20 protein-coding genes and 1 tRNA gene are annotated in these 26,455 nt (G+C 60.1%); 13 read left to right on the top strand and 8 right to left on the bottom strand.

Annotation, left to right across the window (positions count from 1 at the left end; translation table 11 throughout):
* Positions 1-3: 3 nt before the first annotated feature.
* From BJ917_RS18100 to BJ917_RS18090, 3 genes are read right to left on the bottom strand one after another with little or no spacing between them, the layout of a single operon-like run.
* The gene (locus BJ917_RS18100; RefSeq protein WP_121103993.1) at positions 4-2,718 is read right to left on the bottom strand and encodes a putative virulence factor; all 2,715 of its coding nucleotides are present in this window, start codon (positions 2,716-2,718) and stop codon (positions 4-6) included.
* Complete coding sequence (locus BJ917_RS18095; protein ID WP_121103992.1) at positions 2,715-5,780, bottom strand: virulence factor SrfB; 3,066 nt, start codon at positions 5,778-5,780, stop codon at positions 2,715-2,717. Before BJ917_RS18095 ends, BJ917_RS18100 begins: the two co-directional genes overlap by 4 nt.
* Before the next feature lie 17 nt (positions 5,781-5,797).
* Positions 5,798-7,165, bottom strand: a complete 1,368-nt coding sequence (locus tag BJ917_RS18090) for an SrfA family protein (RefSeq protein WP_121103991.1) — start codon at positions 7,163-7,165, stop codon at positions 5,798-5,800.
* Positions 7,166-7,431: 266 nt separating this feature from the next.
* On the opposite strand from BJ917_RS18090, the gene BJ917_RS18085 reads away from it, so the two are divergent.
* Positions 7,432-7,995, top strand: a complete 564-nt coding sequence (locus BJ917_RS18085; protein ID WP_147432579.1) for a hypothetical protein — start codon at positions 7,432-7,434, stop codon at positions 7,993-7,995.
* Positions 7,996-8,016: 21 nt separating this feature from the next.
* Here BJ917_RS18085 and BJ917_RS18080 read toward each other — a convergent pair.
* Positions 8,017-8,093 (bottom strand) — tRNA-Arg (locus tag BJ917_RS18080).
* A 350-nt stretch (positions 8,094-8,443) separates the two neighbouring features.
* On the opposite strand from BJ917_RS18080, the gene gabD reads away from it, so the two are divergent.
* The 3 genes from gabD (at position 8,444) to BJ917_RS18060 (ending at position 12,699) form a co-directional block, all read left to right on the top strand.
* Positions 8,444-9,886, top strand: coding sequence for an NADP-dependent succinate-semialdehyde dehydrogenase (gene gabD, locus BJ917_RS18070; RefSeq protein WP_121103989.1), 1,443 nt, complete (start codon positions 8,444-8,446; stop codon positions 9,884-9,886).
* A 184-nt stretch (positions 9,887-10,070) separates the two neighbouring features.
* Positions 10,071-11,348, top strand: a complete 1,278-nt coding sequence (gene gabT / locus BJ917_RS18065) for a 4-aminobutyrate--2-oxoglutarate transaminase (protein WP_096513965.1) — start codon at positions 10,071-10,073, stop codon at positions 11,346-11,348.
* Positions 11,349-11,484: 136 nt separating this feature from the next.
* Positions 11,485-12,699 carry a response regulator gene (locus BJ917_RS18060; RefSeq protein ID WP_121103988.1) on the top strand — a complete coding sequence of 405 codons (1,215 nt, stop codon included), beginning with the start codon at positions 11,485-11,487 and terminating at the stop codon, positions 12,697-12,699.
* A gap of 61 nt (positions 12,700-12,760) precedes the next feature.
* On the opposite strand, the gene BJ917_RS18055 is transcribed toward BJ917_RS18060, so the two are convergent.
* On the bottom strand, positions 12,761-13,750 hold the full coding sequence (locus BJ917_RS18055; RefSeq protein ID WP_096513963.1) for a sensor domain-containing diguanylate cyclase: 990 nt from the start codon (positions 13,748-13,750) through the stop codon (positions 12,761-12,763).
* 195 nt (positions 13,751-13,945) lie between these two features.
* Positions 13,946-15,127, bottom strand: coding sequence for a delta-9 fatty acid desaturase DesA (gene desA / locus BJ917_RS18050; protein ID WP_096513962.1), 1,182 nt, complete (start codon positions 15,125-15,127; stop codon positions 13,946-13,948).
* Positions 15,128-15,274: 147 nt separating this feature from the next.
* On the opposite strand from desA, the gene dibA reads away from it, so the two are divergent.
* The 6 genes from dibA (at position 15,275) to BJ917_RS18020 (ending at position 21,625) form a co-directional block, all read left to right on the top strand.
* On the top strand, positions 15,275-17,206 hold the full coding sequence (gene dibA / locus BJ917_RS18045; protein ID WP_121103987.1) for a phosphodiesterase DibA: 1,932 nt from the start codon (positions 15,275-15,277) through the stop codon (positions 17,204-17,206).
* Between the two features lie 282 nt (positions 17,207-17,488).
* Entirely contained in the window at positions 17,489-17,671 is a 183-nt protein-coding gene (gene oscA / locus BJ917_RS18040) for a sulfur starvation response protein OscA (protein WP_022643503.1), read from the top strand.
* An 80-nt stretch (positions 17,672-17,751) separates the two neighbouring features.
* Positions 17,752-18,765: a sulfate ABC transporter substrate-binding protein gene (locus BJ917_RS18035; RefSeq protein WP_121103986.1), complete on the top strand. Its 1,014-nt coding sequence runs from the start codon at positions 17,752-17,754 to the stop codon at positions 18,763-18,765.
* Between the two features lie 161 nt (positions 18,766-18,926).
* Positions 18,927-19,745 (top strand): sulfate ABC transporter permease subunit CysT, encoded by an 819-nt coding sequence (gene cysT, locus BJ917_RS18030; RefSeq protein ID WP_096513959.1) that lies wholly within the window; start codon positions 18,927-18,929, stop codon positions 19,743-19,745.
* Positions 19,746-19,758: 13 nt separating this feature from the next.
* The gene (cysW, locus tag BJ917_RS18025; RefSeq protein ID WP_096513958.1) at positions 19,759-20,631 is read left to right on the top strand and encodes a sulfate ABC transporter permease subunit CysW; all 873 of its coding nucleotides are present in this window, start codon (positions 19,759-19,761) and stop codon (positions 20,629-20,631) included.
* A gap of 4 nt (positions 20,632-20,635) precedes the next feature.
* Positions 20,636-21,625, top strand: a complete 990-nt coding sequence (locus tag BJ917_RS18020; RefSeq protein WP_096513957.1) for a sulfate/molybdate ABC transporter ATP-binding protein — start codon at positions 20,636-20,638, stop codon at positions 21,623-21,625.
* Between the two features lie 101 nt (positions 21,626-21,726).
* Here BJ917_RS18020 and BJ917_RS18015 read toward each other — a convergent pair whose 3' ends face one another.
* Complete coding sequence (locus BJ917_RS18015) at positions 21,727-22,248, bottom strand: DUF962 domain-containing protein (protein WP_121103985.1); 522 nt, start codon at positions 22,246-22,248, stop codon at positions 21,727-21,729.
* Positions 22,249-22,332: 84 nt separating this feature from the next.
* Between BJ917_RS18015 and BJ917_RS18010 the strand changes: the two genes are divergently transcribed.
* Positions 22,333-23,019 (top strand): Crp/Fnr family transcriptional regulator, encoded by a 687-nt coding sequence (locus BJ917_RS18010; RefSeq protein ID WP_121103984.1) that lies wholly within the window; start codon positions 22,333-22,335, stop codon positions 23,017-23,019.
* A gap of 170 nt (positions 23,020-23,189) precedes the next feature.
* On the opposite strand, the gene BJ917_RS18005 is transcribed toward BJ917_RS18010, so the two are convergent.
* Positions 23,190-24,194 (bottom strand): AraC family transcriptional regulator, encoded by a 1,005-nt coding sequence (locus tag BJ917_RS18005; protein WP_096513954.1) that lies wholly within the window; start codon positions 24,192-24,194, stop codon positions 23,190-23,192.
* Between the two features lie 100 nt (positions 24,195-24,294).
* On the opposite strand from BJ917_RS18005, the gene BJ917_RS18000 reads away from it, so the two are divergent.
* Both BJ917_RS18000 and BJ917_RS17995 read left to right on the top strand, forming a co-directional pair.
* Entirely contained in the window at positions 24,295-25,368 is a 1,074-nt protein-coding gene (locus tag BJ917_RS18000) for a fatty acid desaturase (protein ID WP_121103983.1), read from the top strand.
* Positions 25,369-25,840: 472 nt separating this feature from the next.
* Positions 25,841-26,422: an alpha/beta hydrolase gene (locus tag BJ917_RS17995; RefSeq protein WP_121103982.1), complete on the top strand. Its 582-nt coding sequence runs from the start codon at positions 25,841-25,843 to the stop codon at positions 26,420-26,422.
* Positions 26,423-26,455: the final 33 nt, after the last annotated feature.

The following is a 26,455-nucleotide window of genomic DNA, read 5'->3' as shown; positions in this document are numbered from 1 at the left end:
TGCTTATCTCGCTGCAAAGGCTGTGAGCACTTGGCCCAGCCGTTCGTTCTGTTCAGGGGTTATTTCACGTCCGGCACCATGGCCGGCATTGTCCTGCGTGATGTAGGCCAGGCCCGAGAGCCAGTCGCCCAGGTACCGTTGCGCCTGATTCGACGGTTGCGCCGGCAGTTCGGGCACTTGTCCCGGGCCAATGTCGGTGTAGAACGAAAACAAAGGCGCCTTGGCTCCGGTGCGGCTGTTCGGGCGCTCGTTCACCGGTTTCTGGAGGTAGCCGAACCAGGACACGAAATCGCGCAGCACGCGCTGCACTTCCAGTACCTGGCGTTCGACCAGTTGATCGCGCCGCGCGCCACTTTGTGCTCGCTTGAGGACGGCGCGGCTCAGTTGCCCCGGCAAGTCCTGGCGATAGCCGGCGGTGATCAGTTCATCGACTACCGCTTCCAGCAAGGCCTTTTCCAGCCCCAGCAGGTTGAGCAGGCTTTGCCGGGTGGTCAGTTCACGCAGGTGGGCGATCCAGGCCTTGAAGGCTGCTTTGGCGAAACGATGCTCATTGCTTTGCAGTTCGGGCGCCGGGGTGCCGATTTTGTTACTCGCCGGCGTGCTGTCGGGGCTCAGGTCGTCACCGAAATCGAAGTCAAAACCGGCGTCGTTGCCGTATAGGCTCTGGCTTGGCGTCGGGGCGACCGGTTCGTCGGTTACGGCGGGCTCGTCATCAGTTTCGTACACCCCGCTGAGGTACAGGTCGCGCACCTCTTCGCTCGGCATGTCGAGTTGATCGATCAATTCGCCAAGTACCGCCGGGCGACGGCCCAGGCCTGTCAAAATCATTTGCGCCTTGGCTTTCTTGGCGGCTGCGGCGCTGTCGTCGTCAGCGTGGTACCAGGTGCTCAGGCCGTGAGTGGTCAGGCCTTCGAGGCATTCGCTCAATTGCTCGCGGATACGCTGCAATTTGAATTCGATATTGGCCACGCCTTTGAAACTGCCGCTGAAGTGGCTGATGCCACCGTCATCGTTGCGCAGCATTTCTGTCCAGGCGTTGGCCGGGTCCTTGATGTGTTTGCACACCAGGGCGTTGCTGGCGAAGCTGGTGCCCAGCGCGCTGACACGCTCCTGATAGAGGGCATTGAGACCGGTTTCCGCACCGGTTGCGTCTTGCCCGATGAACGCCGCGTCCATACGCGGTTTGCGCACCAGATAGGTGTTCTGGAACGGCGTGCCGGCCCAGTCGTTCATCCAGCTCAGGCTGCCGAAACGCTCCAGCATGGTCAACTTGACCATGCCGTTCCAGCTCTCGTCGTACTGATCAGGTGTCAGGCTCAGGGAGTTGGTAATGCGCAGGTCAAGCATGGTCAGCGCCCAGATCAGGCCGGTATCGCGCTTGCTGCGAGCGGCCGAGTCGGCGCCCTGGGTTTTTTCGATCCAGCGGGTCAGCACCGGGCCCACATCGTTGACGTCGCTTTGCTTGGTCGAGCTTGTGCAGACCACCAGTGCGTTCATTTCCTGGTTGTCGGTGTAGCGTTCGAACAGGTAGGCGACCTTGCCGCGCAGGATCAGCTGGGAAACGGAGTTGTCCTTGGCGGTGGACTGCGGGTCGTTGGAATCGGCGATCTCGTGCAGTTTCTGGCGCCCGCGATAACCGGGGAAGTCCAGCAGGTCGACCTGATTGACGATGTCATCTACCGGCGCTTCGATCAGGCGGAAGGTCATTTCGGCGGTCAGTGCCGCCAGTTGCGCGACCGCAATGGCCTGGCTGTTTTGCAGGCGATCGCCCACCAGCGGTCGAACATCGATCGGCAAGTCCAGCGGGCTACCGAAGCGTTCGAGGATGTCGACGTTCATGATGCTGTCGCGCTGGCTGTAGGTGTCGTTGTCGAAACTCACCAAGGCCTTCAACGGTGCGAACACGGTCTCGGGCAGACCCAGCTTGTGCAGCGCGCCGGCCAGTTGCTGGTACACGCGCGTCAACTCGCTTTGCTCACCCCAGAGAATTGAAAACAGCTCGGCCCGTTCCTGGTAATTCAGGCGTGGCGCCAATTGCAACGCTTTGGGCCAGTACAGGTGCTCAAGTTTCTTCACCGAGTTGCGGAAGTTGTCGCGCAGGTAATCCCACAGCGAAACCAGATCGTCGGCGTTGACCCCCGTTTGCAACGGTCCGGTTTCGCGGCCTTCGAACGGTTTGAGCACGCGCTGGATGCGCTCTTCGTCGATCTCGTAGGAAATCCGTTCAAGGTCGAAATCCTTGAACCAGGCGTTGGCGAGAATCTTCGCCAGCTCGATTTCCTTGAACAGCGTGAGTTCTACCGGGAAGTCCTTGTCCTGACTTTCCTTCGCCCGACGGCTGAAGCGCGTTACCAGGCCAGTGGCTTCCTTGCCACCACCCACCGGGTTGATGTGCTTGATGAAGTCCAGGCGCTGGTCGCCGAACTCGGTTTCCAGCTTGCCGTTCTGACCGGCGGCGAGGGCCGAAATCAGGTAGGACTTACCCGCCTGGGACAAGCCGAAAAAGCCAATGGTCATCGGCGTGCAGGCCACGCGACCGAGGCTTTTGGCCAGGTTGCGGGCACGGTGCAGGCGGATGTTCAGGTTGTCGGCTTCGCTGTCCAGGCGCGGTGCATTGACGCGTGTCTGGCCAATCCAGTCCAGCGCCTGACCGGCGCCTTCATAAACAGCGGCCCAACTGGCAGAGAGCTGAGTTTGATCGGGGGTCAGGTCATTCATTTGCGTTTCACACTTCCACTGTCGAGCCAGTACTTGGTCTCGCTCAGGCCGGCGTCGAGCATGGTGTTGAGTTCCAGCTCGAGGTCGCTGCGCGGGTTGAAGTTGACGTTGTTACTGTTGGATTCGATGTCGCGAACCGAGAGGCGGTCGCTGACCAGATCCTGCTTGCGCGTGTATTTGTCCGCCGGTTTGACCTCGAACCGCACCTTGAGCAGCGGCGCGCTGCCGTTTTCACCGATTGCCCGGGAAAACTTCTCCCGACCCGCCTTGGTGAACCGCAAGGTATACAACGGCGAAGCGGCCCAGCGTTCAGTGGCCAACTGGCGGAAACCGAGGCGCAGATCGCCGCGCATTTCCAGCTGTGGCGTGTCGGCGGCGTCGCCAACGCCGATTTCCGGCAGCTTGATTTTGTAGTCTTCGGACTGGATGTCGCGGTACAGCACGTCGGCATCCTTGATCACGTTGTTCAGGTCGATGACGCCGATGTGCTTGACCGTCGAATACGGCTTGAGCGCCGATGCCCGGAAGTAAAAGTTTGGAACGCTGTGGTTGGCGCACAACAGGCAAAGCATGGCGCCCACAGAGGCGGTGCTTTTCGGGTCGTCGATCCGGCCGTTCCTGTGAAACGGATACCAGCCGCCGGTGCGGTAGTTTTGCAGCGCCAGAATGCGTCCCGGTGGCAGTGGCAACACCTTGCGAATGAACGCCTGGATGCCGGGCAGACGCGAAGGGCGGCCGGTCAGCAGCAAGACATCACACGGGTAATGCGCGACCACTTCACACAACGCGCCCAGGATCTTGGTGATGTTGATCTGGTCGTTGAGGAACGCGGCGTGGAGCTTTTGCAGGTCGAAGCTGATCGGCGCGGCATACAGGTCGAAACCGCTCTGTGCGCCGACATCGCGACGCACGGCGACATTGACGTAGTCGAGTACGGTCTGGCTGATTGCGTTGTCACCGAGCAATTGGCGGTAGCTTTGCGGGATGACTTGTTGCGGGACCTGCGGATCGTAATGCTCGTACGCCTTGAGCAGCGCCAGGCCCAGTGGGGCAAACACCTGGAGGTTCAGTTGCTGACGCAGGATCATGTCCTGGGCACTGACCGATTCATCGCCACACAGCCGTGACATCAATGAGTTCGGGGCCTTCACGCCGGCGTTCTGCAAGGCTTTTTCGAAACTCGGCAGGATGAAGTCCTGAATCACGTCCAGCAGGATGTCGTCGCCGGCCACTTTGAAACCATCGCGAAAACGCTGCTCGGGCACGATGTGCACGTTGCTGCCGCTGCCGGTATTGCCCGCGCGGTCGAGGCGATAGTCGGTGATCACCAGGTCGGTGGTGCCACCGCCGATGTCGATGGTCGCGAGGGTGATGCGTTGGCGGTCGGCTTTGTCCGGCCGGGCGATGGTGTCAAAAAACTCTTCCGGGTGACCGGCGAAGTTCTCATTGACCTCGGTGTACAGGTACACCAACTGGCCGCAGGACGCTTCGTCCCATTCCACGCGGATGCTCGGGATCGGCGTGCGCGGGCTGACGGTCTGATCCTGATGTGGATCTTCCTCGCCGGCATGCCAGCCGAGGCTTTTCCACACCAGGCCGATGGCTTGGAGCATGCGCTCGTTGAGGATGCTGCGCTCGGCCTGCGGCATGCCCGGCGGCACGGTCAGGGTAATACTGTTGAGCTGGCGCGGCACGCGGGTGTGACCCTGGCGCGAGCGCTGGGCCGGGCTGTTGATTTGCGAGAGCGCCTGGGCCAGTACTTCGGCGAGCATGAAGGTCATCAGCGAGCTGCGTGAATAACGCGGCATGAACACTGGCAGACGATCGTCTTCTTCGAGGCTGTAAAGCGCCTCGCCGGTTTCGTTGATCAGGTGCGAGAACGGCGCGGCGGTGGCATACGGCTCGTTATCTGTCTTGATGTACGAGCAGTTGAAACGCCAGCCGTGACCATAGGCGTTTTCGTCCCAAAGATAACGTTTCGGGCTGGACAGGCCAGTGGAGCCTTCAGTACCGCGACGACGACTGGCCAGACGACTGGCCTCATTGCCGACGCGGGCAATCGTCGCCCACTGGAACGCATCGTGACGACCGCTCTTGACCGAGCAGTGGTCCTTGCCGAAATACGCCTGGGCGAATTCCACGCGGCTTTCGAACGGCAGGTTGTAGGTGTGTTCGGGGGTGATCAGGTCGCGCAGTTCCAGCACGTAGTTCTGCTTCAGCCCGGAGCCGGCCTGACCGTGGTTTTCGATCAGAATGCCGCAGGTGCGCGAATTGCCGACGTCCAGCACCAGGTCCACCGGAATCGGTTTGATCAGGCCATTGCTGTCGTTGGCGACTACTTTCAGCTCGGGGATTTCAACTTTCGCACGGGCTTTCGATTGCTGAGCGGCTGACGGTTTGCTCAACAGGCTGAGCAAGTTGAGGTAGTGCGCCAGGTGATGGTTGGCACGGATATCGATATCCAACTCTGCGCGCGAACGGTGGGCATTGCCCTCATTGAACACTTCCAGCAACCACTCGTTGACCCACGGCTGTGCCAGGAACCAACGGGTTTCGCTAGCCTTGGTCGCCAGTTTGAAAGACACGCCGGAGCTGATGTCTTCTTCGTTTGGCGCCAGATAGGCAGTGCCGTCACGCTTGGGCATCACACGGCTGTCGAACGCCATCGTCAGGCGGTGGGTGTTGCCGTCGATGTCGGGAGTCGCCAGTTTCACCAGGCGCATGCGCGACCAGTTGGTCGGACCTTCGTCGAAGCGATGCGGTGGCATGAAGCGGAAAAACGGGGTCGGCAGCCAGATACCGTCGAGCAAATCGAGGCTGCTTTTCATGTCGACGCTGAACGCAGGTTTGGCTTTTTCGACCTTTTCCGGTTCGGGCTCGTAGAAAAAGAAGTCTTTCTCTTCGTTGTACGCCAGGCGGCAGATCAGCCCGCTGATCATCGGCGCGAACTCGCCCGCCGGCTCCTTGCGGGGATCCAGGCGCAGGGCGAAATCCATGAACTGGATGCCGGTGTCGCTGACCAGCGTGACGGTGTCTTCGAATTGAGTGACTTCAGGCAACATGTCGGGTTATTCCGTTTTTATTCGGCCACTTGCCGCATGGACATGGGGAATTGTTCTTTTCCGTAACCGCCGGTGCAGTCCGCGATCGTGGTCGCCCCTTTGCGGCAGTTGACCTTGGGCATGTCGTAAGTGCTGCCATCGCCGCAAACGGCCTGGCCTTGGCTGTCGATGGCCAGGCTGCCACCCTTCATAGTAGCGCTTACCGGCCCGCTACATTTCGAGCCGTCGGCCTGGTGTACGGTGACTTGGCCCTTACCGTCCTTGAGCTGGTATTCCAGGCGCAGCGGTTTGCCAGTCCGGCGGTCCTGTATCCCGGCGCCTGCGCTGTACTGACCGTCGAGAAACTTGGCGGCACCGTCGGCGGCGTCTGGCGGGATGCTCAGGGGAGGGCCGGGTTTTGCGGCGGCGGATTTTTCTGCTTCGGGCGATGTGACATCCGGCGGCGTGGTTTTGTTTTCAGGTGGTGCGGTTTTGTTTTCGGCTGCCGGGTCTTTGGTTGGGTCTTTGGTTAAGTCGGCGGGTGCACCGTCAGCCTCGTTATCCTCGACGGCCGGCGTTTCCACACCCTGTGTTCCGGTCACGGCGGTGCCGGTGCCGTTGGTGGCGCCTACGACGGTGCCGGTCACGGGGACGCCATTGAGCGTCGTGACATTGCCGGTCAGTGGTGGCTCTTCCAGGTGTTTCTCCACCGGTACGACGCCCTCGGGCAGCAGGTCTACGGCCACCAACGGAAGCGGGACGCAACCGCGCAGGCCGAGCAACAGCCACAAGAGCAGCAGCAGGAACGGCAGCAACAACAGCCACCACCAGCGCCGCCACCAAGGACGAGCAACCACCGGCACGACGGGCGCAACAACAGGCGCTTCGGCCACGGGGGGCAGCGTGAACGCGGGCGGGACCTGATAGAGGCAGTGCAGGGGATCGCTATTGCCGGTACCGGCATGCTCGAAACCCCAGAAGGTCAGCACCGGTTTGCCTTGCACCAGGTAGACGAAGTTTTCGTCCGGGAAATGAATCACGCGTTTGAGCAGCTTGCCGAACACGGCTTTGTCGCCTTGCTGCTGTTCGCCGGAGTCTGTACTCAGGAAGCGCTGGCTCAATTCTTCGAGCGCAGTCTTCAGCGCTTCAAGCTGACGGCGGGCAGGAGCGCGTTCTTCTTCGGTCGCGCTGCTCCACGGAATCACATCGCCGTCGAGGGCACTGTACCAATCGATCTGGTTGCCGAGTTCATCGCTTTGAGGGATGGCCAGGTGATCGACCAACTCGGGGTTCTTGCGGCGAATGGCTTCGCGCAGTTGCAGGGCTGCCCGGTAGACCGGTTGACCTGTTTCGCCGAGGGCAGTGAATGACCCGCTCTTACCGCTGCGTAATAGTGGCCCGCGCATTCAAACTCCATACGATCCGTTGCGCAAAAATGACAGACAAATCTGTCTGTGCTTGCTCCTGCATTTAACGGGCGACCTTGATGCCATCATGATATCGCCGTCAATTTTCCGGAGGTTCAAACCTTATGAGACTAACGTAAGCGTGCGGAGGTTGCATAAGGTCAATTTTAATAGGCTTGGGAAGGCTAGGGCGTAAGCTTTTTAAGCGTGATGAATCGTTTCGTCGGCACTATAAAAAATGCACAACTCCAAGAAAGGCTTTCCCCATGTCCCCCCTCGCAGCCCTTGGCGCGCTGTCCGCTTCCCACGCCATAGCTTGGGGGTTACGTCCTGCTCGACAGCCACAAAGCTGGACCATGGGTGGTACCAGCATCAGCCTGACGCAGCGGGAGCAATCGGTGCCGGTCACCCAGGGCCGAACTATCCAGATTGCTGATGTCGTTCAGAATGCCGTCAGCACTGGGAATTTGGGACAGGATGTTCGACAGGGTGTCAGTCTCGACACCTCCGCGAGCGCCATCCATGTTAATGGCGTCGGTGGTCGCTCGACCCGGTACGGCCACGGAACAGGCCAAGTCGGTATCCGGCCAGACAATTGCTCGTGTCCAAGGGCTGCCGGACACCCGATTGCCCCCAACTCGCACAAAGACCTGATCGAAACCAACCCGGTGCTCACCGACCTCAAGCAGCACATGAGTTCGGACTATCTGTTGGCGAGCTTCGTCTACGACCCGGACAACAGCGCCCTGTGCCTGGGCGATGGCTTCTACGAACACGCCGGTCAGGACGAAGCACCGCCCACAAAAAAGCCCCAGACCCAACGGGCCTAAGGCTTTCTCGTTTCTACTATATGGTGCACCAGGCGGGATTCGAACCCACGACCCCTGCCTTCGGAGGGCAGTACTCTATCCAGCTGAGCTACTGGTGCAATGCGGGCGCCATGATACTCATATGCAATGCGGGCGTCCATGCTGCTGAATCGCTTGCTGTTTTCACAAGCGTAACCTGCGTTTGCTACGTTGATCAGAAAAAACAGGCAAATGCGGCGTTTTCGTTCTTTTTTTCGAACGGCCTATTGTCCTTTACCCCCTTTGATCCTAGGATTCGTTTGAGATTTCAAACGCTCTTGTCTGGGTGCTGAACCGCACGAGTCCAATCCGTGCGCTATTTATGTGCTTCAGCCCGGTGAATGATTTCCCTGACGGCAGCCTACTGAGGCGCCTTTCTACAATCATAATTTGCTCCGCATCCATTGCGGTGCTGTTAAGGAAAGCCGACATGCAGCTTAAAGACACCCAGTTGTTCCGCCAGCAAGCCTTTATTAATGGCGAGTGGGTCGATGCCGACAATGGTCAGACGATCAAGGTCAACAACCCGGCAACGGGCGAAATTCTGGGCGCCGTGCCGAAGATGGGCGCTGCCGAAACCCGCCGTGCCATCGAAGCCGCTGACAAGGCGCTGCCGGCCTGGCGTGCACTGACCGCCAAAGAACGTGCGACCAAGCTGCGTCGCTGGTTCGAACTGATGATCGAGAACCAGGACGACCTGGCTCGCCTGATGACCCTGGAACAAGGCAAGCCATTGGCCGAAGCCAAGGGTGAAATCGTTTACGCCGCTTCCTTCATCGAGTGGTTCGCCGAAGAAGCCAAGCGCATCTACGGTGACGTGATTCCGGGCCACCAGCCAGACAAGCGCCTGATCGTGATCAAGCAGCCAATCGGCGTGACCGCTGCAATCACCCCGTGGAACTTCCCGGCCGCCATGATCACCCGTAAAGCCGGCCCGGCCCTGGCTGCCGGTTGCACCATGGTACTCAAGCCTGCTTCGCAAACCCCATTCTCGGCTTTCGCCCTGGCCGAGCTGGCCCAGCGTGCAGGCATCCCGGCTGGCGTGTTCAGCGTTGTTTCCGGCAGCGCCGGCGACATCGGTACCGAGCTGACCAGCAACCCGATCGTACGCAAGCTGTCCTTCACCGGTTCGACCGAAATCGGTCGTCAACTGATGGCCGAATGCGCCAAGGACATCAAGAAAGTGTCCCTGGAACTGGGCGGCAACGCGCCGTTCATTGTGTTCGACGACGCCGACCTGGATAAGGCCGTCGAAGGCGCGATCATTTCCAAATACCGCAACAACGGCCAGACCTGCGTCTGCGCCAACCGCCTGTACATTCAGGACGGTGTCTACGACGCATTCGCCGAGAAGCTGAAAGTGGCCGTCGCCAAGCTGAAGATCGGTAACGGTCTGGAAGCCGGTACCACCACTGGCCCGCTGATCGACGAAAAAGCCGTGGCCAAGGTGCAAGAGCACATCGCCGACGCCCTGAGCAAAGGCGCGACCGTACTGGCCGGTGGCAAGCCGATGGAAGGCAACTTCTTCGAGCCGACCATCCTGACCAACGTGCCGAACAACGCTGCCGTGGCCAAGGAAGAAACCTTCGGTCCATTGGCGCCACTGTTCCGCTTCAAAGACGAAGCCGACGTGATCGCGATGTCCAACGACACCGAGTTCGGTCTGGCCTCGTACTTCTATGCTCGCGACCTGGGCCGTGTGTTCCGTGTGGCTGAAGCCCTGGAATACGGCATGGTCGGCGTCAACACCGGGCTGATCTCCAACGAAGTCGCGCCGTTCGGCGGCATCAAGGCCTCGGGCCTGGGCCGTGAAGGCTCCAAGTACGGCATCGAAGATTACCTGGAAATCAAATACCTCTGCCTGGGCATCTAAGCCCGGCAAGGCATTGCTTGAATCGGAAAGGGCACGAGAGCGCTGTCCCTTTCCGAGCTTCACCTGATTTTTTACTGTGGCCGGGAAAGCTGTGGCAGTCGATCATCGCATGCTGCCGTAGTTGCCTCCCCGCCGCTTAATCCTTGAGCTACGCCGACCGATGAGCGGCGAATGAGGAATTGTAATGAGCAAGACTAACGCTTCTTTGATGGCCCGCCGTACCGCTGCTGTTCCACGTGGTGTTGGCCAGATTCACCCGATCTTCGCCGATTCCGCGAAGAACGCTACCGTGACCGACGTTGAAGGTCGTGAGTTCATCGATTTCGCCGGCGGTATCGCCGTGCTGAACACCGGCCACGTGCACCCGAAAGTCATCGCCGCCGTGACCGAGCAGCTGAACAAGCTGACCCACACTTGCTTCCAGGTTCTGGCCTACGAGCCGTACGTAGAAGTGTGCGAAAAAATCAACGCCAAGGTGCCAGGTGATTTCGACAAGAAAACCCTGCTGGTGACCACCGGTTCCGAAGCCGTTGAAAACTCCATCAAGATCGCTCGTGCCGCCACTGGCCGTGCCGGCGTGATCGCCTTCACCGGCGCTTACCACGGCCGCACCATGATGACCCTGGGCCTGACCGGTAAAGTCGTGCCTTACTCGGCCGGCATGGGCCTGATGCCAGGCGGCATCTTCCGCGCGTTGTACCCGAACGAACTGCACGGTGTGAGCATCGACGATTCGATCGCCAGCATCGAGCGCATCTTCAAGAACGACGCCGAGCCGAAAGACATCGCTGCGATCATCATCGAGCCTGTTCAGGGCGAAGGTGGTTTCTACGTCGCGCCGAAAGAATTCATGAAGCGTCTGCGTGCCCTGTGCGACCAGCACGGCATCCTGCTGATCGCTGACGAAGTACAGACCGGCGCTGGCCGTACCGGCACCTTCTTCGCCATGGAACAGATGGGCGTTGCCGCCGACCTGACCACCTTCGCCAAATCCATCGCTGGCGGCTTCCCGCTGGCCGGTGTGTGCGGCAAGGCCGAATACATGGACGCCATCGCTCCAGGCGGCCTGGGCGGCACCTACGCCGGTAGCCCGATCGCTTGCGCCGCAGCCCTGGCCGTGATGGAAGTGTTCGAAGAAGAGCACCTGCTGGACCGCTGCAAGGCTGTCGGCGAGCGTCTGGTGACTGGCCTGAAGGCTATTCAGGCCAAGTACCCGGTGATCGGCGAAGTTCGTGCCCTGGGCGCAATGATCGCGGTCGAGCTGTTCGAAGGCGGCGACAGCCACAAGCCAAACCCGACTGCAGTGGCTGCTGTTGTCGCCAAGGCGCGTGACAAGGGTCTGATCCTGCTGTCCTGCGGCACCTACGGCAACGTTCTGCGCGTCCTGGTACCGCTGACTTCGCCGGACGAGCAACTGGACAAAGGTCTGGCAATCATCGAAGAGTGCTTCTCCGAGCTCTGATCGCCAAGTGTGACCTGATCGACAAAAAACCCGCTTCGGCGGGTTTTTTCATGCCGGTCGTAATACTACCCGCGTAAATGCGCTGTATCGGAGGGCCGGCATTCGCTAAGGTTCAGGCATTGCCAGGGAGAGCTGTATGACTGTCTTAGATTTACCTGCCATTCCCAGAGTGTTGATTGCCGAGGCGGACCCGTGGTCCCGCGATTTGCTCAAGGAAGTGCTGCTGAACGTGCGCTGCGATGCGCGACTGGACCTGTGTGCCGACGGCCAGCAGGCGCTGGAGCTGTTGGCGGCCAATCCTTACGACCTGGTGATTGCCGACTGGGAGCTGCCCGGCGTCGACGGCCTGAACGTGTTGCGCAGTGTCCGCCAGCGCAAACGCAATCCGCCGCTGCCGTTCATTCTGATGAGCAGCCGCAACGACAGCGCCAGTGTGCGCGAAGCCCTGCCGCTGGCGCCTGCCGCTTATCTGACCAAGCCCCTGAACATGGAAAGCCTGACCCATCGCTTGCAGGATTTGCTGCTCGATGCCGGTAAGGAAGTCATCTGCGAAGTGCCTTCGCTGGCGCCCGGCATGACCTTGTCGGTATACCTGGAGCGTCGACGTGAATTGGCCGAGGGTGCGCCGCTGATGACCGACGTGCAGTTGGCGGTCAAGCGCAGCCTCAATCCCAACGGCCTCGACCTGACGAAACTGGAAGACGAGATTCGTACCGATCCGCAGGTCACCGCCGTGCTGATCGCCGCCGCCAACAGCGCGGCCCAGCACCATGGCGCCGCCGTGCAAACCCTGTCCCAGGCGCTGCACCGGCTGGGCACCGGGCAAAGCATGAACCTGATTCTGGGCCTGACCCTCAAGCGCAGTGCAAGGCTCAGTGATCCGTACCTGGCGGACTATGCCGAGCGTTATTGGGATCTGTCGCTGCACACCGCCGAATATGCACGGACGCTGGCGCGTTTGCTGGATCTGGATCAGGCGCGTTGCTATTGCGCCGGTATGCTGCATCGCCTTGGTGACCTGGCGTTGCTGCGTTGCCTGCAGGAATGGAAGCAGGCCGGTGGCGAGTTGGACGAGCAGGAGGCGGTGGGCGAAGCGTTGGTCGAGTTCGGCGCGGCCTACGGTTCGGCGCTACGTACCCGTTGGCGCCTGCCGCTGGAGCTGCGACAGCTGATTGCGGCGGCCTACCAGCTCGGTGGCGGGGTTTACTCCCGTGAAGCGCTGGTGATGAACATGGCGGCGCAACTGGCGCGCCTGACCGAACATGAGGGCGTCGAGGAACTGGCGAAAAGCCGGACGGCGCGATTGCTCAAGATCGGGTTGCCGGAATTGATGCGGATGCGCAAGCAGTAAATCTCACAAAAATCCCTGTGGGAGCGGGCAAGCCCGCTCCCACAGGTTTTGTACACATCCTTCAACCCGTGACGATCCGGTTCTTGCCATCACGCTTGGCCTGATACATCGCGGCGTCCGCCCGGGCAAACAGGCTTTCGATGTTTTCGTCCTCGGCCGTAAGGCTGGTCAACCCTTGGCTGACGGTGATGCCGAATGTCTGGCCGTCATGGTCGAAGCTCAAGCGCTGGATCTGGCTTTGCAAGCGCTCGGCGACTTGCAGGGCCATGCCCGGCGTGCAGCCGGGGAACACCGCAGCGAATTCCTCGCCACCAATGCGCCCGAACAGGTCACCGCGTCGCAACGCCGCTCGGCCGCAGTCGGCGATACGTTGCAGCACGTTATCGCCTTCCTGATGGCCGTAGGTGTCGTTGATTGCTTTGAAGTCATCGATGTCCAGCATCAGGAACGACAGCGGCGTGTCTTGTTGCCGCGCCCGTTCGAATTCCTGGCTCGCGCCCTCGAAGAAATGTCGTCGATTGCTGCTCTGGGTCAGGGCGTCGGTGGTGGCCAGGCGTTGCAGTTCGGTTTCCATGTGCTTTTTGTCGGTGATGTCTTCGGCGATACCGACAATGATCACCGGCTGTCCCGGTTCGGCCTGACGGTTGATGAAGCACTTGTCGCTGAGCCAGCGCACCTGGCCCTCGGCGTCGATGATCCGGTATTCGCGGTCTTCGACGGCGCCTTTGGCCAGCACGTCCGCCAGGCTGCGCTCGGCATATTCCAGATCGTCGGGGTAAATGGCGTCGCGCCATTGGTTGTAATCGGCCAGCAGCAGGTCGGCGGAACGGCCGAAAAGCCGTTCATAAGCGGGGCTGACATACAGCACCTGGCGGGTTTCCCAGTTGAATGCCCAGAGCACCGCGTTGACGCTCACCAGCAGGGTGCTGAACAGCTGTTCGCGTTCGCTCAGGCGCGCCACTTCACCTTGGGCGTGCATCAACGCCAACAGGGTTTGCGCGGCCTCGGGCCACTGCGGTGGAGATGGGTCTTTCAGGTTTTTATTGACCATCGGCACAAATCTCAAAGGGCGTGCGCCGCTCGAGGTTCGAAAGCGGCCACAACGAAGCCCGCCGGGGTGGCGAAGTGTCTTTGAGATAGGGGATACGGGATGAAGTTCCCGCTTGCTGTGGTGAGGCAGAGGTATCCCGCCGGGCGGTCGTAGGAGCTGTCTGGTGCACAGCTCCTACAAAGGCCTGGCGATCAATCAGGCAGCAGGGCGCAGGGAATAGGTTTTCAACTGATCGGCAAAGTCGCGCAGGGATTGAATCCCGCTGGCTTCGGCTTCGTGTACCCAATCCTTGATGGCGGCCAGCATGTCATGACCATTTGAGCTGGTCTTGACCCAGATCTGCTGCAAGGCCAGGCGTTTCTCGTAAATTACCTTCAGTGCCTGGCTGTGCTCGAGCATGTTCTGGATGCGCACGTGGTGCCTGTCGTCCAGCAGGCTGGTTTCCCGCGAGAGCAGGCGCTTGGCGCGGCGGAACTGGTGGCGGACCGAGTGATCGACCTTGTCCAGTTCCTGCTTGACCAGTGGCCCGATTACCAATTTGCGGTACTGGGCCATGATCTGGAAGCGGTTGTTGAGAATCGCCATGGCGGTGTCCATGTCCAGGTTGCCCTTGCCTTCGACACGGTGGGCAATCGGCGCGACGCGCTGAACCTTGGCCAGGCGCAGGAAGCTGAACACTTGAATCCAGGCCCAGCCCAGATCGAACTCCCACTTCTTCACCGACAGTTTTGCCGAGTTAGGGTAAGTGTGATGGTTGTTATGCAGTTCTTCACCGCCGATCAGGATGCCCCAGGGCACCAGATTGGTCGCCGCGTCGCGGCATTCGAAATTGCGGTAGCCGACAGCGTGACCCAAGCCATTGACCACGCCGGCGGCCCAGACCGGGATCCACATCATCTGGATGGCCCAGATGGTGATGCCGATGGTACCGAACAGCAGCAGGTCGATGACGCCCATGATCGCCACGCCCAGCAGCGGGTAACGGCTGTAGAGGTTGCGTTCGATCCAGTCTTCGGGGCAGTTCTTGCCGTAGATGCGCAGGGTCTCGGGGTTCTCCGCTTCGGCGCGGTACAGCTCGGCACCTTTGCGCAGGACCGTGGACAAGCCCTTGATGACCGGACTGTGCGGGTCATCTTCGGTTTCGCATTTGGCGTGATGCTTGCGGTGGATGGCGGTCCACTCGCGGGTGTTCTGCGCCGTGGTCAGCCACAGCCAGAAGCGGAAGAAATGTTTCAGGCCGGCATTCAGCTCAAGCGAGCGATGGGCGGAATAGCGGTGCAGATAGACCGTGACGGCGACGATCGTCACATGGGTCATCAGCAGGGTGACGGCCACCAGTGACCAGGGCGACAAGCCGAGAAAACCTTCGTACCACATAGCCTGTAGGGCCCTCGATAAAGAAAAAAACAGCCGTTGCATTATCACCGAGCCCACAGATAAAACCAGTCGCCCTTTCAGATAAGAGTGGCTGGAGGTGTCTTTAACCTATAATCCCGGCATTTTTGTAGGGACATGGACAGTCTTATGTCTGCCAGCTATCGCGAAGCCTTGCGCGCAGCGCTGCTTTACCTGTTGCTTTCTGTGGTCTGGATGCAGCTCAGTGGTTATTTATTGAACAGTTTCTTCGATAGCTCGGCCGAGCTGTTGCGATGGCAACTGATCAACGGTTATGCCTGGATGACGGTCAGCGCCGGATTGATCTTCATTGCCCGGGCGCGTCTGCTGCGTTGCCTGGGGATCGGCGCCAGGTTGCGCGAACGCAGCGAAGATCGGGAGCGCTTGCGCCAGGCGGCTGCCGTGTTCGATTGCACGCGCGAAGGTGTGCTGGTCACTAACGGCGAAGGCTTGATCGTGCACGTCAACCGCGCCTTCATGGAGATTACCGGCTATCAAAGCGAGGAGGTGCTGGGGCAGCGACCCAGCCTGTTCAAGTCTGGCCGTCATCTGAAAGGTTTCTACCAGGCGATGTTCGAGACGCTCGACAGCAGGGGGGAGTGGAGTGGGGAAATCTGGAACCGTCGCAAAAGCGGCGAAATCTACCCGCAATGGCAAACCATCCGTGTCATTCATGACGACTTGGGACGGCACAGTCATTACGTCGCAGTGTTTTCCGACATCAGCGCGATCAAGAACTCCGAACACAAACTGATGCACCTGGCGCACCACGATGCGCTGACGGATTTGCCCAACCGCCTGTTGTTTACTGACCGCGCCGAGCAGGCCCTGGCGTCGGCGCAGGTCCACAAGCGCGGTTGTGCATTGCTGTTGATCGATCTGGATCATTTCAAAATGATCAATGACGGCCTCGGGCATACCATCGGTGACCAACTGCTCAAGGCGGTGGCGGAGCGCTTGAAAGCTATGTTCGGAGCGGGCATAACCCTGGCGCGACTGGGTGGGGACGAGTTCGCTGTGTTGGCCGAAAGCTGTCCGCATTTGGTCCAGGCGGCGGCGCTGGCCCGGCGGATTATCGATGGCCTCAAGGAACCGTTCCCGATCGACGGGCATCAGCTGTTTATCAACACCAGCATCGGTATCAGCCTGTTCCCCAGCGATGCCTTGAGCGCTGAACAATTGTTGCGCAATGCCGATTCGGCGCTGTTCAAGGCCAAGAGCAGTGGTCGCAATGGCTACGCGCTCTATACCGAGGAGCTGACCGCCCATGCCCAGCAACGGGTCGAGATCTCCTTCGAATTGCGCAACGCGTTGGACCAGCAACAATTGCGGGTTTATTACCAACCGGTTCATGACCTTAAAACCAGTCGATTGATCGGCGTCGAAGCACTGGTGCGCTGGGAGCATCCGCAGCGTGGCCTGGTGTCGCCGGCAGAATTCATCCCGATTGCCGAGCGAACCGGTCTGATCGCTGAGATCGACGCCTGGGTGATGCAGCAGGCGTGCCGGCAAATGTGCCAGTGGCAACAGGCCGGCAAGGTGTTGTCGTTTGTCGCGGTGAATGTGTCCTCGCGCCTGTTTGCCCGCCGCGAGCTGTACCAGCAAGTGGCACAAGTGCTGCGCGAAACCGGGCTGGCCCCGGCTTGCCTGGAACTGGAGGTCACGGAAAGCGCGGTGATGGAAGACCCTGAAGTCGCGCTGGAGCAGATGCATCGTCTGCGTGAGCTGGGTGTGCGGCTGGCCATCGACGACTTCGGAACCGGTTATTCATCACTGTTGCGTCTCAAGCGCTTGCCGGTGCAGAAGCTCAAGATCGATCAGGGTTTTGTTGCCGGGTTGCCATGGGATGAAGACGACGCCGCTATCGTGCGGGTGATCATCGCCCTGGCGCAGAGCATGGGGATGCAGGTGCATGCCGAAGGGATCGAGCAGGTCGAGCAGGCGGCGTTCCTGCTCGAACAGGGCAGCCATCTGGGGCAGGGGTATTGGTTTGGACGACCGGTGCCGGCCGGGCAGCTGGATTGGTTGCGTGCGCCGGTGATGACCCAATCGCTGGCGTGATGCATAACACTGTGGGAGCGAGCCTGCTCGCGAATGCGTCAGTCCAATCAGCGCAATGTTGACGGGCCTACCGCTTTCGCGAGCAGGCTCGCTCCCACAGGGGGTGAGTGATCGTAAGGGGATAAATACTCGCAAACCCTTGTCCCGCCAAATAATGTCTTCTGGTTATATAAACATTCTTAAATAGTCTTTTTAAGAATATCCGTGCCTCTCTACTATTGGTTTCACGCCGCAAGCAGTGCCGCCACTGCCAGGCAACCACTCAGTTGAAGGAGCAGCACCATGAGCGCATCTCTACGTAGCGTTGACGGCCAGGACGAAGCAACCATCCTGCGTGAAATCCAGAGTGCCCTGCGCGATCTGCGTTTCGGCGCTGTGGAAATCACTGTGCACAACGCGCAGGTGGTTCAGATCGAGCGCAAGGAAAAATTCCGCTTGCAGCAGCCGGGTAACAAGCCCAGCTGAAGCGAAACCGCGTGACCGGCAACCCAGCACCAGCACTTCCATAAGAAAAGCCAACACTCAGAATTCCAGGAGCTTTCACCATGTCGTCGATTCGCCATTTCGCCTTGGCCGCCCTGGCCAGCGCCCTTTTTGCCGGTTCCGCGGTTGCCAAGGATTACGAATTGCTCAACGTGTCGTACGACCCGACCCGTGAGCTGTATCAGGATTACAACGCCGAATTCGTCAAGTTCTGGCAGAAGGACCATGCCGGCGACAGCGTGAAAATCCAGCAGTCCCACGGTGGTTCGGGCAAGCAGGGTCGGGCAGTGATCGATGGCCTGCGTGCCGACGTGGTGACCCTGGCCCTGGCCGGTGACATCGACGAAATCGCCAAGCTCGGCAAGACCCTGCCGGCTGACTGGCAGAAGCGCCTGCCGGAAGCGAGCACGCCTTACACCTCGACCATCGTGTTCCTGGTGCGCAAGGGCAACCCTAAAGGCATCAAGGACTGGGGCGATCTGGTCAAGAACGATGTATCGGTGATCACCCCGAACCCGAAAACCTCTGGCGGTGCGCGCTGGAACTTCCTCGCTGCGTGGGCCTATGGCCTGAAAGCCAACGGCGGTGACGAGGCCAAGGCCAAGGAATACGTGCAAACCCTGTTCAAGCACGTGCCTGTGCTGGACACCGGCGCTCGCGGTTCGACCATCACCTTCGTCAACAACGGCCAGGGCGATGTATTGCTGGCCTGGGAAAACGAAGCCTTCCTGGCCCTGAAAGAAGAGGGCGGCGCCGACAAGTTCGACATCGTCGTGCCTTCGCTGTCGATCCTCGCCGAGCCGCCGGTGGCCGTGGTCGACAAAAATGCCGAGAAAAAGGGCAACACCGAGATCGCCGAGGCGTACCTCAAGCACCTGTACAGCCCGGCGGGCCAGGAAATCGCGGCGAAGAACTTCTATCGTCCACGGGACAAGGATGTCGCCGCCAAATACGCCCAGCAGTTCCCGAAACTGGAGCTGGTGAGCATCGACAAGGACTTCGGTGGCTGGAAAACCGCACAGCCGAAATTCTTCAACGATGGCGGCGTGTTCGACCAGATTTACCAGGCGCAGTAATCCTGATGGCAATTAGCTAAGGTGGATAACCTGTGGGAGCGAGCCTGCTCGCGAAGGCGGTATTTCAGGCAACAAGGATGTTGACTGGTACTCCCCCTTCGCGAGCAGGCTCGCTCCCACATGATTGCACTTGGCAGAACAATATTTAACCAAGGACTTTTATGTCGCGTCGTATCTCCCCCGTCATACCCGGCTTCGGGCTGACGCTGGGCTACACCTTGGTGTACCTCAGCCTGATTGTGCTCATACCACTGGCGGCGATGTTCGTGCATGCCGCTCAACTCACCTGGGATCAGTTCTGGGCAATCATCTCGGCGCCACGGGTGCTGTCTGCGTTGAAGCTGAGCTTCGGCACCGCGCTCTATGCCGCGATCATCAACGGCATCATCGGCACGCTGCTGGCCTGGGTGCTGGTGCGCTATACCTTCCCTGGACGCAAAGTCATCGACGCCATGATCGACTTGCCCTTCGCATTGCCCACCGCGGTGGCCGGTATTGCGCTGACCGCGCTGTATACCCCTACCGGTCTGGTTGGTCAGTTTGCTGCGGATCTGGGTTTCAAGATCGCCTACACCCCCCTGGGCATCACCCTTGCCCTCACTTTTGTGACACTTCCATTCGTAGTGCGTACCGTACAGCCAGTATTGGCAGATATTCCACGGGAAGTGGAAGAAGCAGCGGCGTGCCTGGGGGCGAAACCGGTGCAGGTTTTTCGCCATATCCTGGTGCCGGCACTGTTGCCCGCCTGGTTGACCGGTTTCGCCCTGGCCTTTGCCCGTGGGGTCGGCGAGTACGGTTCGGTGATTTTCATCGCCGGCAACATGCCGATGAAAACCGAGATCCTGCCGCTGCTGATCATGGTCAAGCTCGACCAGTACGATTACACCGGCGCTACCTCCATTGGTGTACTGATGCTGGTGGTTTCCTTCGTCCTGTTGCTGCTGATCAACTTGTTGCAGCGGCGCATCGAAACCCCATAAGGAGGCGCAGAACATGTCCCAATCGTCTATTGCTGCCGCTTCCTCGGCCAACGCCGCCCGCCGTGGCAGTGCCACGTCGCGGCGCATCCTGATCGGTCTTGGTTGGCTGATTTTTGCGCTGTTCCTGCTGCTGCCACTGTTCATCGTGGTGTCCCAGGGCTTGAAAATGGGCCTCGGCGCGTTCTTCACCGCGATCTTCGAACCCGATGCGCTGTCGGCCCTGAAGCTCACGGTGATCGCCGTGCTGATTTCGGTGCCGTTGAACCTGGTGTTCGGTGTCAGTGCCGCCTGGTGTGTGAGCAAATACTCATTCCGCGGCAAGAGCATGCTGGTAACCCTGATCGACTTGCCGTTCTCGGTGTCGCCGGTGATCGCCGGTCTGGTCTATGTGCTGATGTTCGGCGCTCAAGGGATCTTCGGCCCATGGCTGCAGGACCATGACATTCAGATCGTCTTCGCTTTGCCGGGCATTGTGCTGGCGACGATCTTCGTCACCGTGCCGTTCGTGGCGCGTGAGCTGATCCCGCTGATGCAGGAGCAGGGCACTCAGGAAGAAGAAGCCGCGCGCCTGCTCGGGGCCAATGGCTGGCAGATGTTCTGGCACGTCACCGTCCCTAACATCAAATGGGGCCTGATCTATGGCGTGGTGCTGTGTACCGCGCGGGCCATGGGTGAGTTCGGTGCGGTGTCGGTGGTTTCCGGGCACATTCGCGGGGTGACCAACACCTTGCCGCTGCACGTCGAGATCCTCTACAACGAATACAACCACGTGGCCGCGTTCGCCGTGGCGAGCCTGTTGCTGATCCTGGCGCTCTTCATCCTGCTGGCCAAGCAGTGGAGCGAAAACCGTATTAACCGCCTGCGCGCCAGCGCCGCGGAGGAATGATTTCATGTCGATCGAAGTGCGTAACGTCAGCAAGAATTTCAATGCCTTCAAGGCGCTGAACAACATCAGCCTGGATATTCAGAGCGGTGAACTGGTGGCTTTGCTCGGCCCGTCCGGCTGCGGCAAGACCACGCTGCTGCGGATCATTGCCGGTCTGGAAACCCCCGATCAGGGCAACATCGTGTTCCACGGCGAAGACGTCTCCGGCCACGACGTGCGTGATCGCAACGTCGGTTTCGTGTTTCAGCACTACGCCTTGTTTCGCCACATGACGGTGTTCGACAACGTCGCGTTCGGCCTGCGCATGAAACCGAAGAACCAGCGTCCGAGCGAAAGCCAGATCGCAACCAAGGTGCACGAACTGCTGAACATGGTGCAGCTGGACTGGCTGTCGGATCGTTACCCGGAACAACTCTCCGGTGGCCAGCGTCAGCGTATCGCCCTGGCCCGTGCCCTGGCAGTGGAACCGAAAGTGCTGCTGCTCGATGAACCCTTCGGCGCCCTCGATGCCAAGGTCCGCAAGGAACTGCGCCGCTGGCTGGCGCGCCTGCACGAAGACATCAACTTGACCTCGGTATTCGTGACCCACGACCAGGAAGAAGCGATGGAAGTCGCCGACCGCATCGTGGTGATGAACAAGGGTGTGATCGAGCAGATCGGCTCACCGGGCGACGTCTACGAAAATCCGGCCAGTGATTTCGTGTACCACTTTCTCGGTGACTCGAACCGCCTGCACCTGGGCGAAGACAACCACGTGCTGTTCCGTCCGCACGAAGTGTCGTTGTCACGGCATGAGCTGGAGGATCACCATGCGGCTGAGGTGCGGGATATCCGTCCGTTGGGCGCGACGACTCGGGTGACGCTGAAGGTCGAAGGCCAGAGCGATCTGATCGAGGCCGAGGTGGTGAAGGATCACGACAGCCTGATCGGCCTGGCCAAGGGCGAGACGTTGTTCTTCAAGCCGAAAGTCTGGCAGAAGCTCGCCAACATCTAAAAGCATCGCGGGCAAGCCCGCTCCTACAGTGATCTGTGGTAAATCACAATTTTGTGATCAACCTAAAATCCTGTGGGAGCGGGCTTGTCCGCGATTGCATTCTAAACAGCGGCACGATTCGGATTGATCCGCACACCCCCCGCCCGCGCCTCGATCTGCTCTTTGAGCTCATGCCGCAACCCCAGCATGAACGCCAGCTCCGCCATCACAAACAACGGCCCGACAATCAACCCCGTCACATCATCGACAAACGCCGGTTTGCGCCCCTCGTAATGATGCCCGACAAACTGGATCGCCCAGCCCACCACGAACATCCCGACGCCGCTCGCCAGCCAGACCAGCGTACTTTGCTGCGCCAGTACCTGACCGGCCCACACGCACAGTCCGAGCAACACTGTCATCAGCACCCCGAGGCGCAGCTCCAGGCGCAGGTAAAACCAGGCAGACGCCAGCGAGACAAGCACCGCCGGCGAAAGCCAGCCCCCGGCCCATTGTGGACGGGACAGCAACACCGCCACGGCCACGACGATCAGCGGAATGCCAATGAAGTGGCTGGCGATGTTGCGTGGGTCGCGGTGGTAGGCGGCGTATTGACTGAGATGGTCAACGAGGCTTTTTTTCATTGTTATTCCTCCTGTAGGGTGACTGATCTTGCCTCGGAGTTATTTTTCGCTCTGTCAGCCAGGCGACAATCTCTAGGAGTTTTCATGGATATGCAGGTCTGGCGTGCGTGCCTGATGCGCGGTCAATGGTTCAGCCATCTGCCTGTTTCCCTACAGGATAGTCTGCTCAATGCCGGGCGAGTACGGCACCTGTCAGCGGGCCAGCGCCTGTTCCAGCGCGGCGATCCACCGTGTGGGTTGTACGCGGTGCTGGAAGGCGCGGTGCGCGTTGGTGCCGTCAACGAGCAGGGCAAGGAGGCGTTGCTGAGCCTGGTGGAGCCGCCGCACTGGTTCGGGGAAATCTGCCTGTTCGATGGCCAGCCACGCACCCATGATGCGTTCGCCGCAGGTCCGTGCACGCTGTTGCACATCCCGCAAACCGCGCTGCTCGCGCTGCTGGACGAACAGCCCGTGTACTGGCGGCAACTGGCATTGCTGATGAGCCAGAAACTGCGCATGACGTTCATCAATCTCGAACAACTGAGCCTGTTGCCGGCTCCAGCACGGCTGGCGCATCGCTTGCTGATGATCGCCGAAGGCTACGGCCAGCTCGACGAGCCGCGCCGCGTCCTGCAGTTGCCGCAGGAGCAGCTTGCTTCCATGTTGTCGCTGTCGCGCCAGACCACAAATCAGTTGCTCAAGGAATTGCAGGGGCAGGGGATTCTGAATCTGGGGTATGGGGAAATCGAGATTCTCGATGCCGAGCGGTTGCGGGCGCTGGCGACGATCTGACGATGTGGGGTGTCAGCAGGCTTGGACGCTGGTTGATCTGGCCTCATCGCGGGCAAGCCCGCTCCCACAGTGATCTGGGTGAGTCACAGTTCTGTGGTCAACCTAAAACCCTGTGGGAGCGGGCTTGCCCGCGATGAGGTCGGTTCTGACAGCACACCTCTGGGAGCATGTCAGCGCAACCCATCCCGAAACTGCCCCGGCGTCATCCCCGTCCAGCGCTTGAATGCGCGGCTGAAGCTGCTGGTATCGGCAAACCCCAGCAAATAACTGATCTCACTCAACGAACATTGCGGATCGCGCAGGTGCAGCAGCGCCAGGTTCTCGCGGCTTTCGTTGAGCAGCGTGTCGAACCGACAACCCTCGTCAGCCAGGTGCCGTTGCAAGCTGCGCAGGCTCAGATGCAGGGCCTTGGCGATGTGTTCGGCGCTGGGTTCGCCTTCCGGCAATTGTTCTTCGATGGCGTCGCGCACCTTGCGCTCCCAGGTCAACGGCTTGAGTTGCGCCAGCGTGCGCTTGAGCACGGTTTCATTGTGTTCGGCCAGTTCCGGGTTGGCATCGTCCAGATGACTGTCGAAATCGGCGAGCGCGAACTCCAGCCGGTCTTCGTCGGTGGAAAAGTACACCGGTGAGCGGAACACCTTGTGCCATTGGTGCACGTCCGCCGGCTCCGGGCGACGCAGGTACACCGCCAGCGGGGCGTAGTCACGGCCAAGGCGATTGCGACAGGTGCGCACGTAGATCGCCATGAAGGCGTCGATGGCCTCGAAGGCCGGGGCCGGATTGCCTGGCGGGATTTTCAGACGGAAGTGATAGCGATCCTCGGCGCGGGTCAACTCCAGTTCCTGGGCATCGCTGACCACCTGGTGATAACGCACGATGCGTTCGAAGACTTCCCGCAGACTGCCGCTGGCCACCAGCGCATAACCGAGCGCATGGAAGGTGGTGGGGCTGACGAAGCGCGAGACGCGCAAGCCGATCGCCGGGTCGCCGCTGACCTGCACCGCCAGTTCCCACAGGCGCGTGGTACCGGACAACGGGTAACGGGCGTTCGGGTCGTCCATCAATTGCGGGTCAAGCCCGGCTTGCTGGCACAGCGCGGTGCTGTCGAGGCCCAGGGCGTCGAGTTGCTTGCGCAGAGCGCGGGTCCAGCTGGCGAGGGAGGTCGGTTCAGTCATGCTGATTGGCGCTTCCGGTCAACAGGTTGGCGTTCACGGCTACCACTACGGGAAAGCGTAGAAGGCAGGATGCGAACATCAATAACCAGAGGATGGAAGCATGCAAGGTACTTCTGCAAGTCCCCAGCGACTGAATGCAACCCAGCGCTCAGCGCATATTCGCCAAGTGGTGCTGGCCAAAGGCGTCGAATTGCGCGAGCGCTACCCGATTCTCAACCACCAGGATGCCCTGGGCGCGGGCATTCTGGCCTTCGCGCTGGCCGGGATGATCGGTTCGGCGGCGCTCTACATGACGGGGCATATGGCCTGGTGGGCGTGCCTGTTGCTCAACGGTTTTTTCGCTTCGCTGACCCACGAGCTCGAACACGATCTGATTCACAGCATGTACTTTCGCAAACAACGGGTGCCACACAACCTGATGATGGGCCTGGTCTGGCTGGCGCGGCCGAGCACCATCAATCCGTGGATTCGCCGTCATCTGCACCTCAATCATCACAAGGTCTCCGGCACGGAAACCGATATGGAAGAGCGGGCGATCACCAACGGCGAGCCTTGGGGCATCGCCCGGTTGTTGATGGTCGGCGACAACGTGATGTCGGCGTTTATCCGCATGCTAAGGGCGCCAACCGCGGCGCAAAAACTCAGCATCGCCATGCGCGCCCTGAAGGTCTACGCACCGCTGGCGCTGATGCATTGGGGCGCGTGGTATGTGTTCCTCGGGTTCCACGCGGCCAACGGTATTGCCCATTTGCTGGGGGCACCGATTGAATGGTCGGCGACCACGTTGTCGGCGATGCAGGTCATCGACATCGCCGTCGTGGTGATCATCGGTCCGAACGTGTTGCGCACCTTCTGCCTGCACTTCATCAGCTCGAACATGCACTACTACGGCGACGTGGAGCCGGGCAACGTGATGCAGCAGTGTCAGGTGTTGAACGCTTGGTGGCTGTGGCCGTTGCAGGCGTTCTGCTTCAATTTCGGCAGCACCCACGGGATTCATCACTTCGTGGTGAAGGAGCCGTTCTACATCCGCCAGATGACGGCACCGGTGGCGCACAAAGTGATGCGCGAGATGGGCGTGCGCTTCAACGATATCGGTACGTTCGGTCGGGCGAACCGGTTTGTGCGCAGGGAAGCGGCAGAACCGCAGCAGGTGCGTGCCGCTCAGGTCTGAGCAACGCACCGGGAAACTCAAAAACGAAGACGTTGGTCATCATTTTGACCTAAAGGGACGCTAGGTTGTGATGCAAGCAACGATGATTGGCGGTTGCCGTGGGGGCAATGGCTTATGCAATCAGGGTCTATTAAAGTAATTAAATATTCCTTTATTGGATAACCAATTTCACCAATCATCCGCTTCAGGGTTGTTGATCAACGCTGGCAGGTTTTGAGTTTACGGGGCCGTCTCCTTGGCAGGGTGCGGCCCCTTTTTTATTCCACACAGCCCTTGCAGGAGCTGGCTTGCCAGCGAATGCGCCCTGTCAGTCGATAAAGATGTTGGCTGATACACCGCCTTCGCTGGCAAGCCAGCTCCTACAGGGTTTATATTCGATATAGGTCTTAATAAATAGCTTCTTATTTCTTAACGAATATAACTCTCCTCCCTATACTCGACCGGGAACAGACACGCAGCAGGAGAGTTCCCCATGCGCAATGAATCAATTCGCTATCTGATTGTGCCGGGCTGGCAAGGATCGCCAGAAGATCATTGGCAAAGCCATTGGCAGAGCAGCCTGCCGAACAGCGCACGGGTGGAGCAGGCCGACTGGCTGACACCACGTCGTGAAGACTGGGTCGCGGCACTGGCCGAGGCGATTGCCGCCGACAGCACCCCGGTGATCCTGATTGCCCATAGTCTGGGCTGCATCACCGTCGCCCATTGGGCAGCGACCGCGCCGTTGCAGTTTTTGCGTCAGGTTCGCGGTGCCTTGCTGGTCGCTCCGGCGGACGTCGAGCGTCCGGCTTGCGCGCCGGCACTGCGCAACTTCGCGCCGATTCCGACCGATCTATTGCCGTTTCCGAGCCAGGTGGTCAGCTCCGACAACGACGCCGCCGTCAGTGCGCCGCGAGCGCTGGAACTGGCGCGTAACTGGGGCGCGGAGGCGGGAATCCTGGCGGGTGCCGGGCACATCAACGTGAAGTCCGGTCACCAGCGCTGGGAGCAGGGATTTGCCTATCTCTATCGCCTGCAAAACCGCATGGAACACCACGCCCTGCGCCGTGCTTGAACCCTTTTTTAACGCCCCCCGTCTCCCGGCGGT

It is taken from the genome of Pseudomonas sp. WPR_5_2, from assembly GCF_003634475.1.
GTDB classification, from domain to species: domain Bacteria; phylum Pseudomonadota; class Gammaproteobacteria; order Pseudomonadales; family Pseudomonadaceae; genus Aquipseudomonas; species Aquipseudomonas izuensis.
This window is presented reverse-complemented; position numbering and strand designations above follow the sequence as displayed.

Excerpts from the sequence above, each read along its gene's own strand:
- desA (WP_096513962.1), bottom strand. The coding sequence starts at position 15,127 with ATGTGGTACGAAGGTTTTCTCGGCTTGTCGCCCTGGTCACTGGTGGCC.
- BJ917_RS18085 (WP_147432579.1), top strand. The coding sequence starts at position 7,432 with ATGTCCCCCCTCGCAGCCCTTGGCGCGCTGTCCGCTTCCCACGCCATA.
- cysW (WP_096513958.1), top strand. The coding sequence starts at position 19,759 with ATGTCCCAATCGTCTATTGCTGCCGCTTCCTCGGCCAACGCCGCCCGC.
- BJ917_RS18015 (WP_121103985.1), bottom strand. The coding sequence starts at position 22,248 with ATGAAAAAAAGCCTCGTTGACCATCTCAGTCAATACGCCGCCTACCAC.
- BJ917_RS17995 (WP_121103982.1), top strand. The coding sequence starts at position 25,841 with ATGCGCAATGAATCAATTCGCTATCTGATTGTGCCGGGCTGGCAAGGA.
- BJ917_RS18055 (WP_096513963.1), bottom strand. The coding sequence starts at position 13,750 with ATGGTCAATAAAAACCTGAAAGACCCATCTCCACCGCAGTGGCCCGAG.
- gabT (WP_096513965.1), top strand. The coding sequence starts at position 10,071 with ATGAGCAAGACTAACGCTTCTTTGATGGCCCGCCGTACCGCTGCTGTT.
- BJ917_RS18000 (WP_121103983.1), top strand. The coding sequence starts at position 24,295 with ATGCAAGGTACTTCTGCAAGTCCCCAGCGACTGAATGCAACCCAGCGC.
- BJ917_RS18035 (WP_121103986.1), top strand. The coding sequence starts at position 17,752 with ATGTCGTCGATTCGCCATTTCGCCTTGGCCGCCCTGGCCAGCGCCCTT.
- BJ917_RS18095 (WP_121103992.1), bottom strand. The coding sequence starts at position 5,780 with ATGTTGCCTGAAGTCACTCAATTCGAAGACACCGTCACGCTGGTCAGC.
- oscA (WP_022643503.1), top strand. The coding sequence starts at position 17,489 with ATGAGCGCATCTCTACGTAGCGTTGACGGCCAGGACGAAGCAACCATC.
- BJ917_RS18010 (WP_121103984.1), top strand. The coding sequence starts at position 22,333 with ATGGATATGCAGGTCTGGCGTGCGTGCCTGATGCGCGGTCAATGGTTC.
- cysT (WP_096513959.1), top strand. The coding sequence starts at position 18,927 with ATGTCGCGTCGTATCTCCCCCGTCATACCCGGCTTCGGGCTGACGCTG.
- BJ917_RS18020 (WP_096513957.1), top strand. The coding sequence starts at position 20,636 with ATGTCGATCGAAGTGCGTAACGTCAGCAAGAATTTCAATGCCTTCAAG.
- dibA (WP_121103987.1), top strand. The coding sequence starts at position 15,275 with ATGTCTGCCAGCTATCGCGAAGCCTTGCGCGCAGCGCTGCTTTACCTG.
- gabD (WP_121103989.1), top strand. The coding sequence starts at position 8,444 with ATGCAGCTTAAAGACACCCAGTTGTTCCGCCAGCAAGCCTTTATTAAT.
- BJ917_RS18005 (WP_096513954.1), bottom strand. The coding sequence starts at position 24,194 with ATGACTGAACCGACCTCCCTCGCCAGCTGGACCCGCGCTCTGCGCAAG.
- BJ917_RS18060 (WP_121103988.1), top strand. The coding sequence starts at position 11,485 with ATGACTGTCTTAGATTTACCTGCCATTCCCAGAGTGTTGATTGCCGAG.
- BJ917_RS18100 (WP_121103993.1), bottom strand. The coding sequence starts at position 2,718 with ATGAATGACCTGACCCCCGATCAAACTCAGCTCTCTGCCAGTTGGGCC.
- BJ917_RS18090 (WP_121103991.1), bottom strand. The coding sequence starts at position 7,165 with ATGCGCGGGCCACTATTACGCAGCGGTAAGAGCGGGTCATTCACTGCC.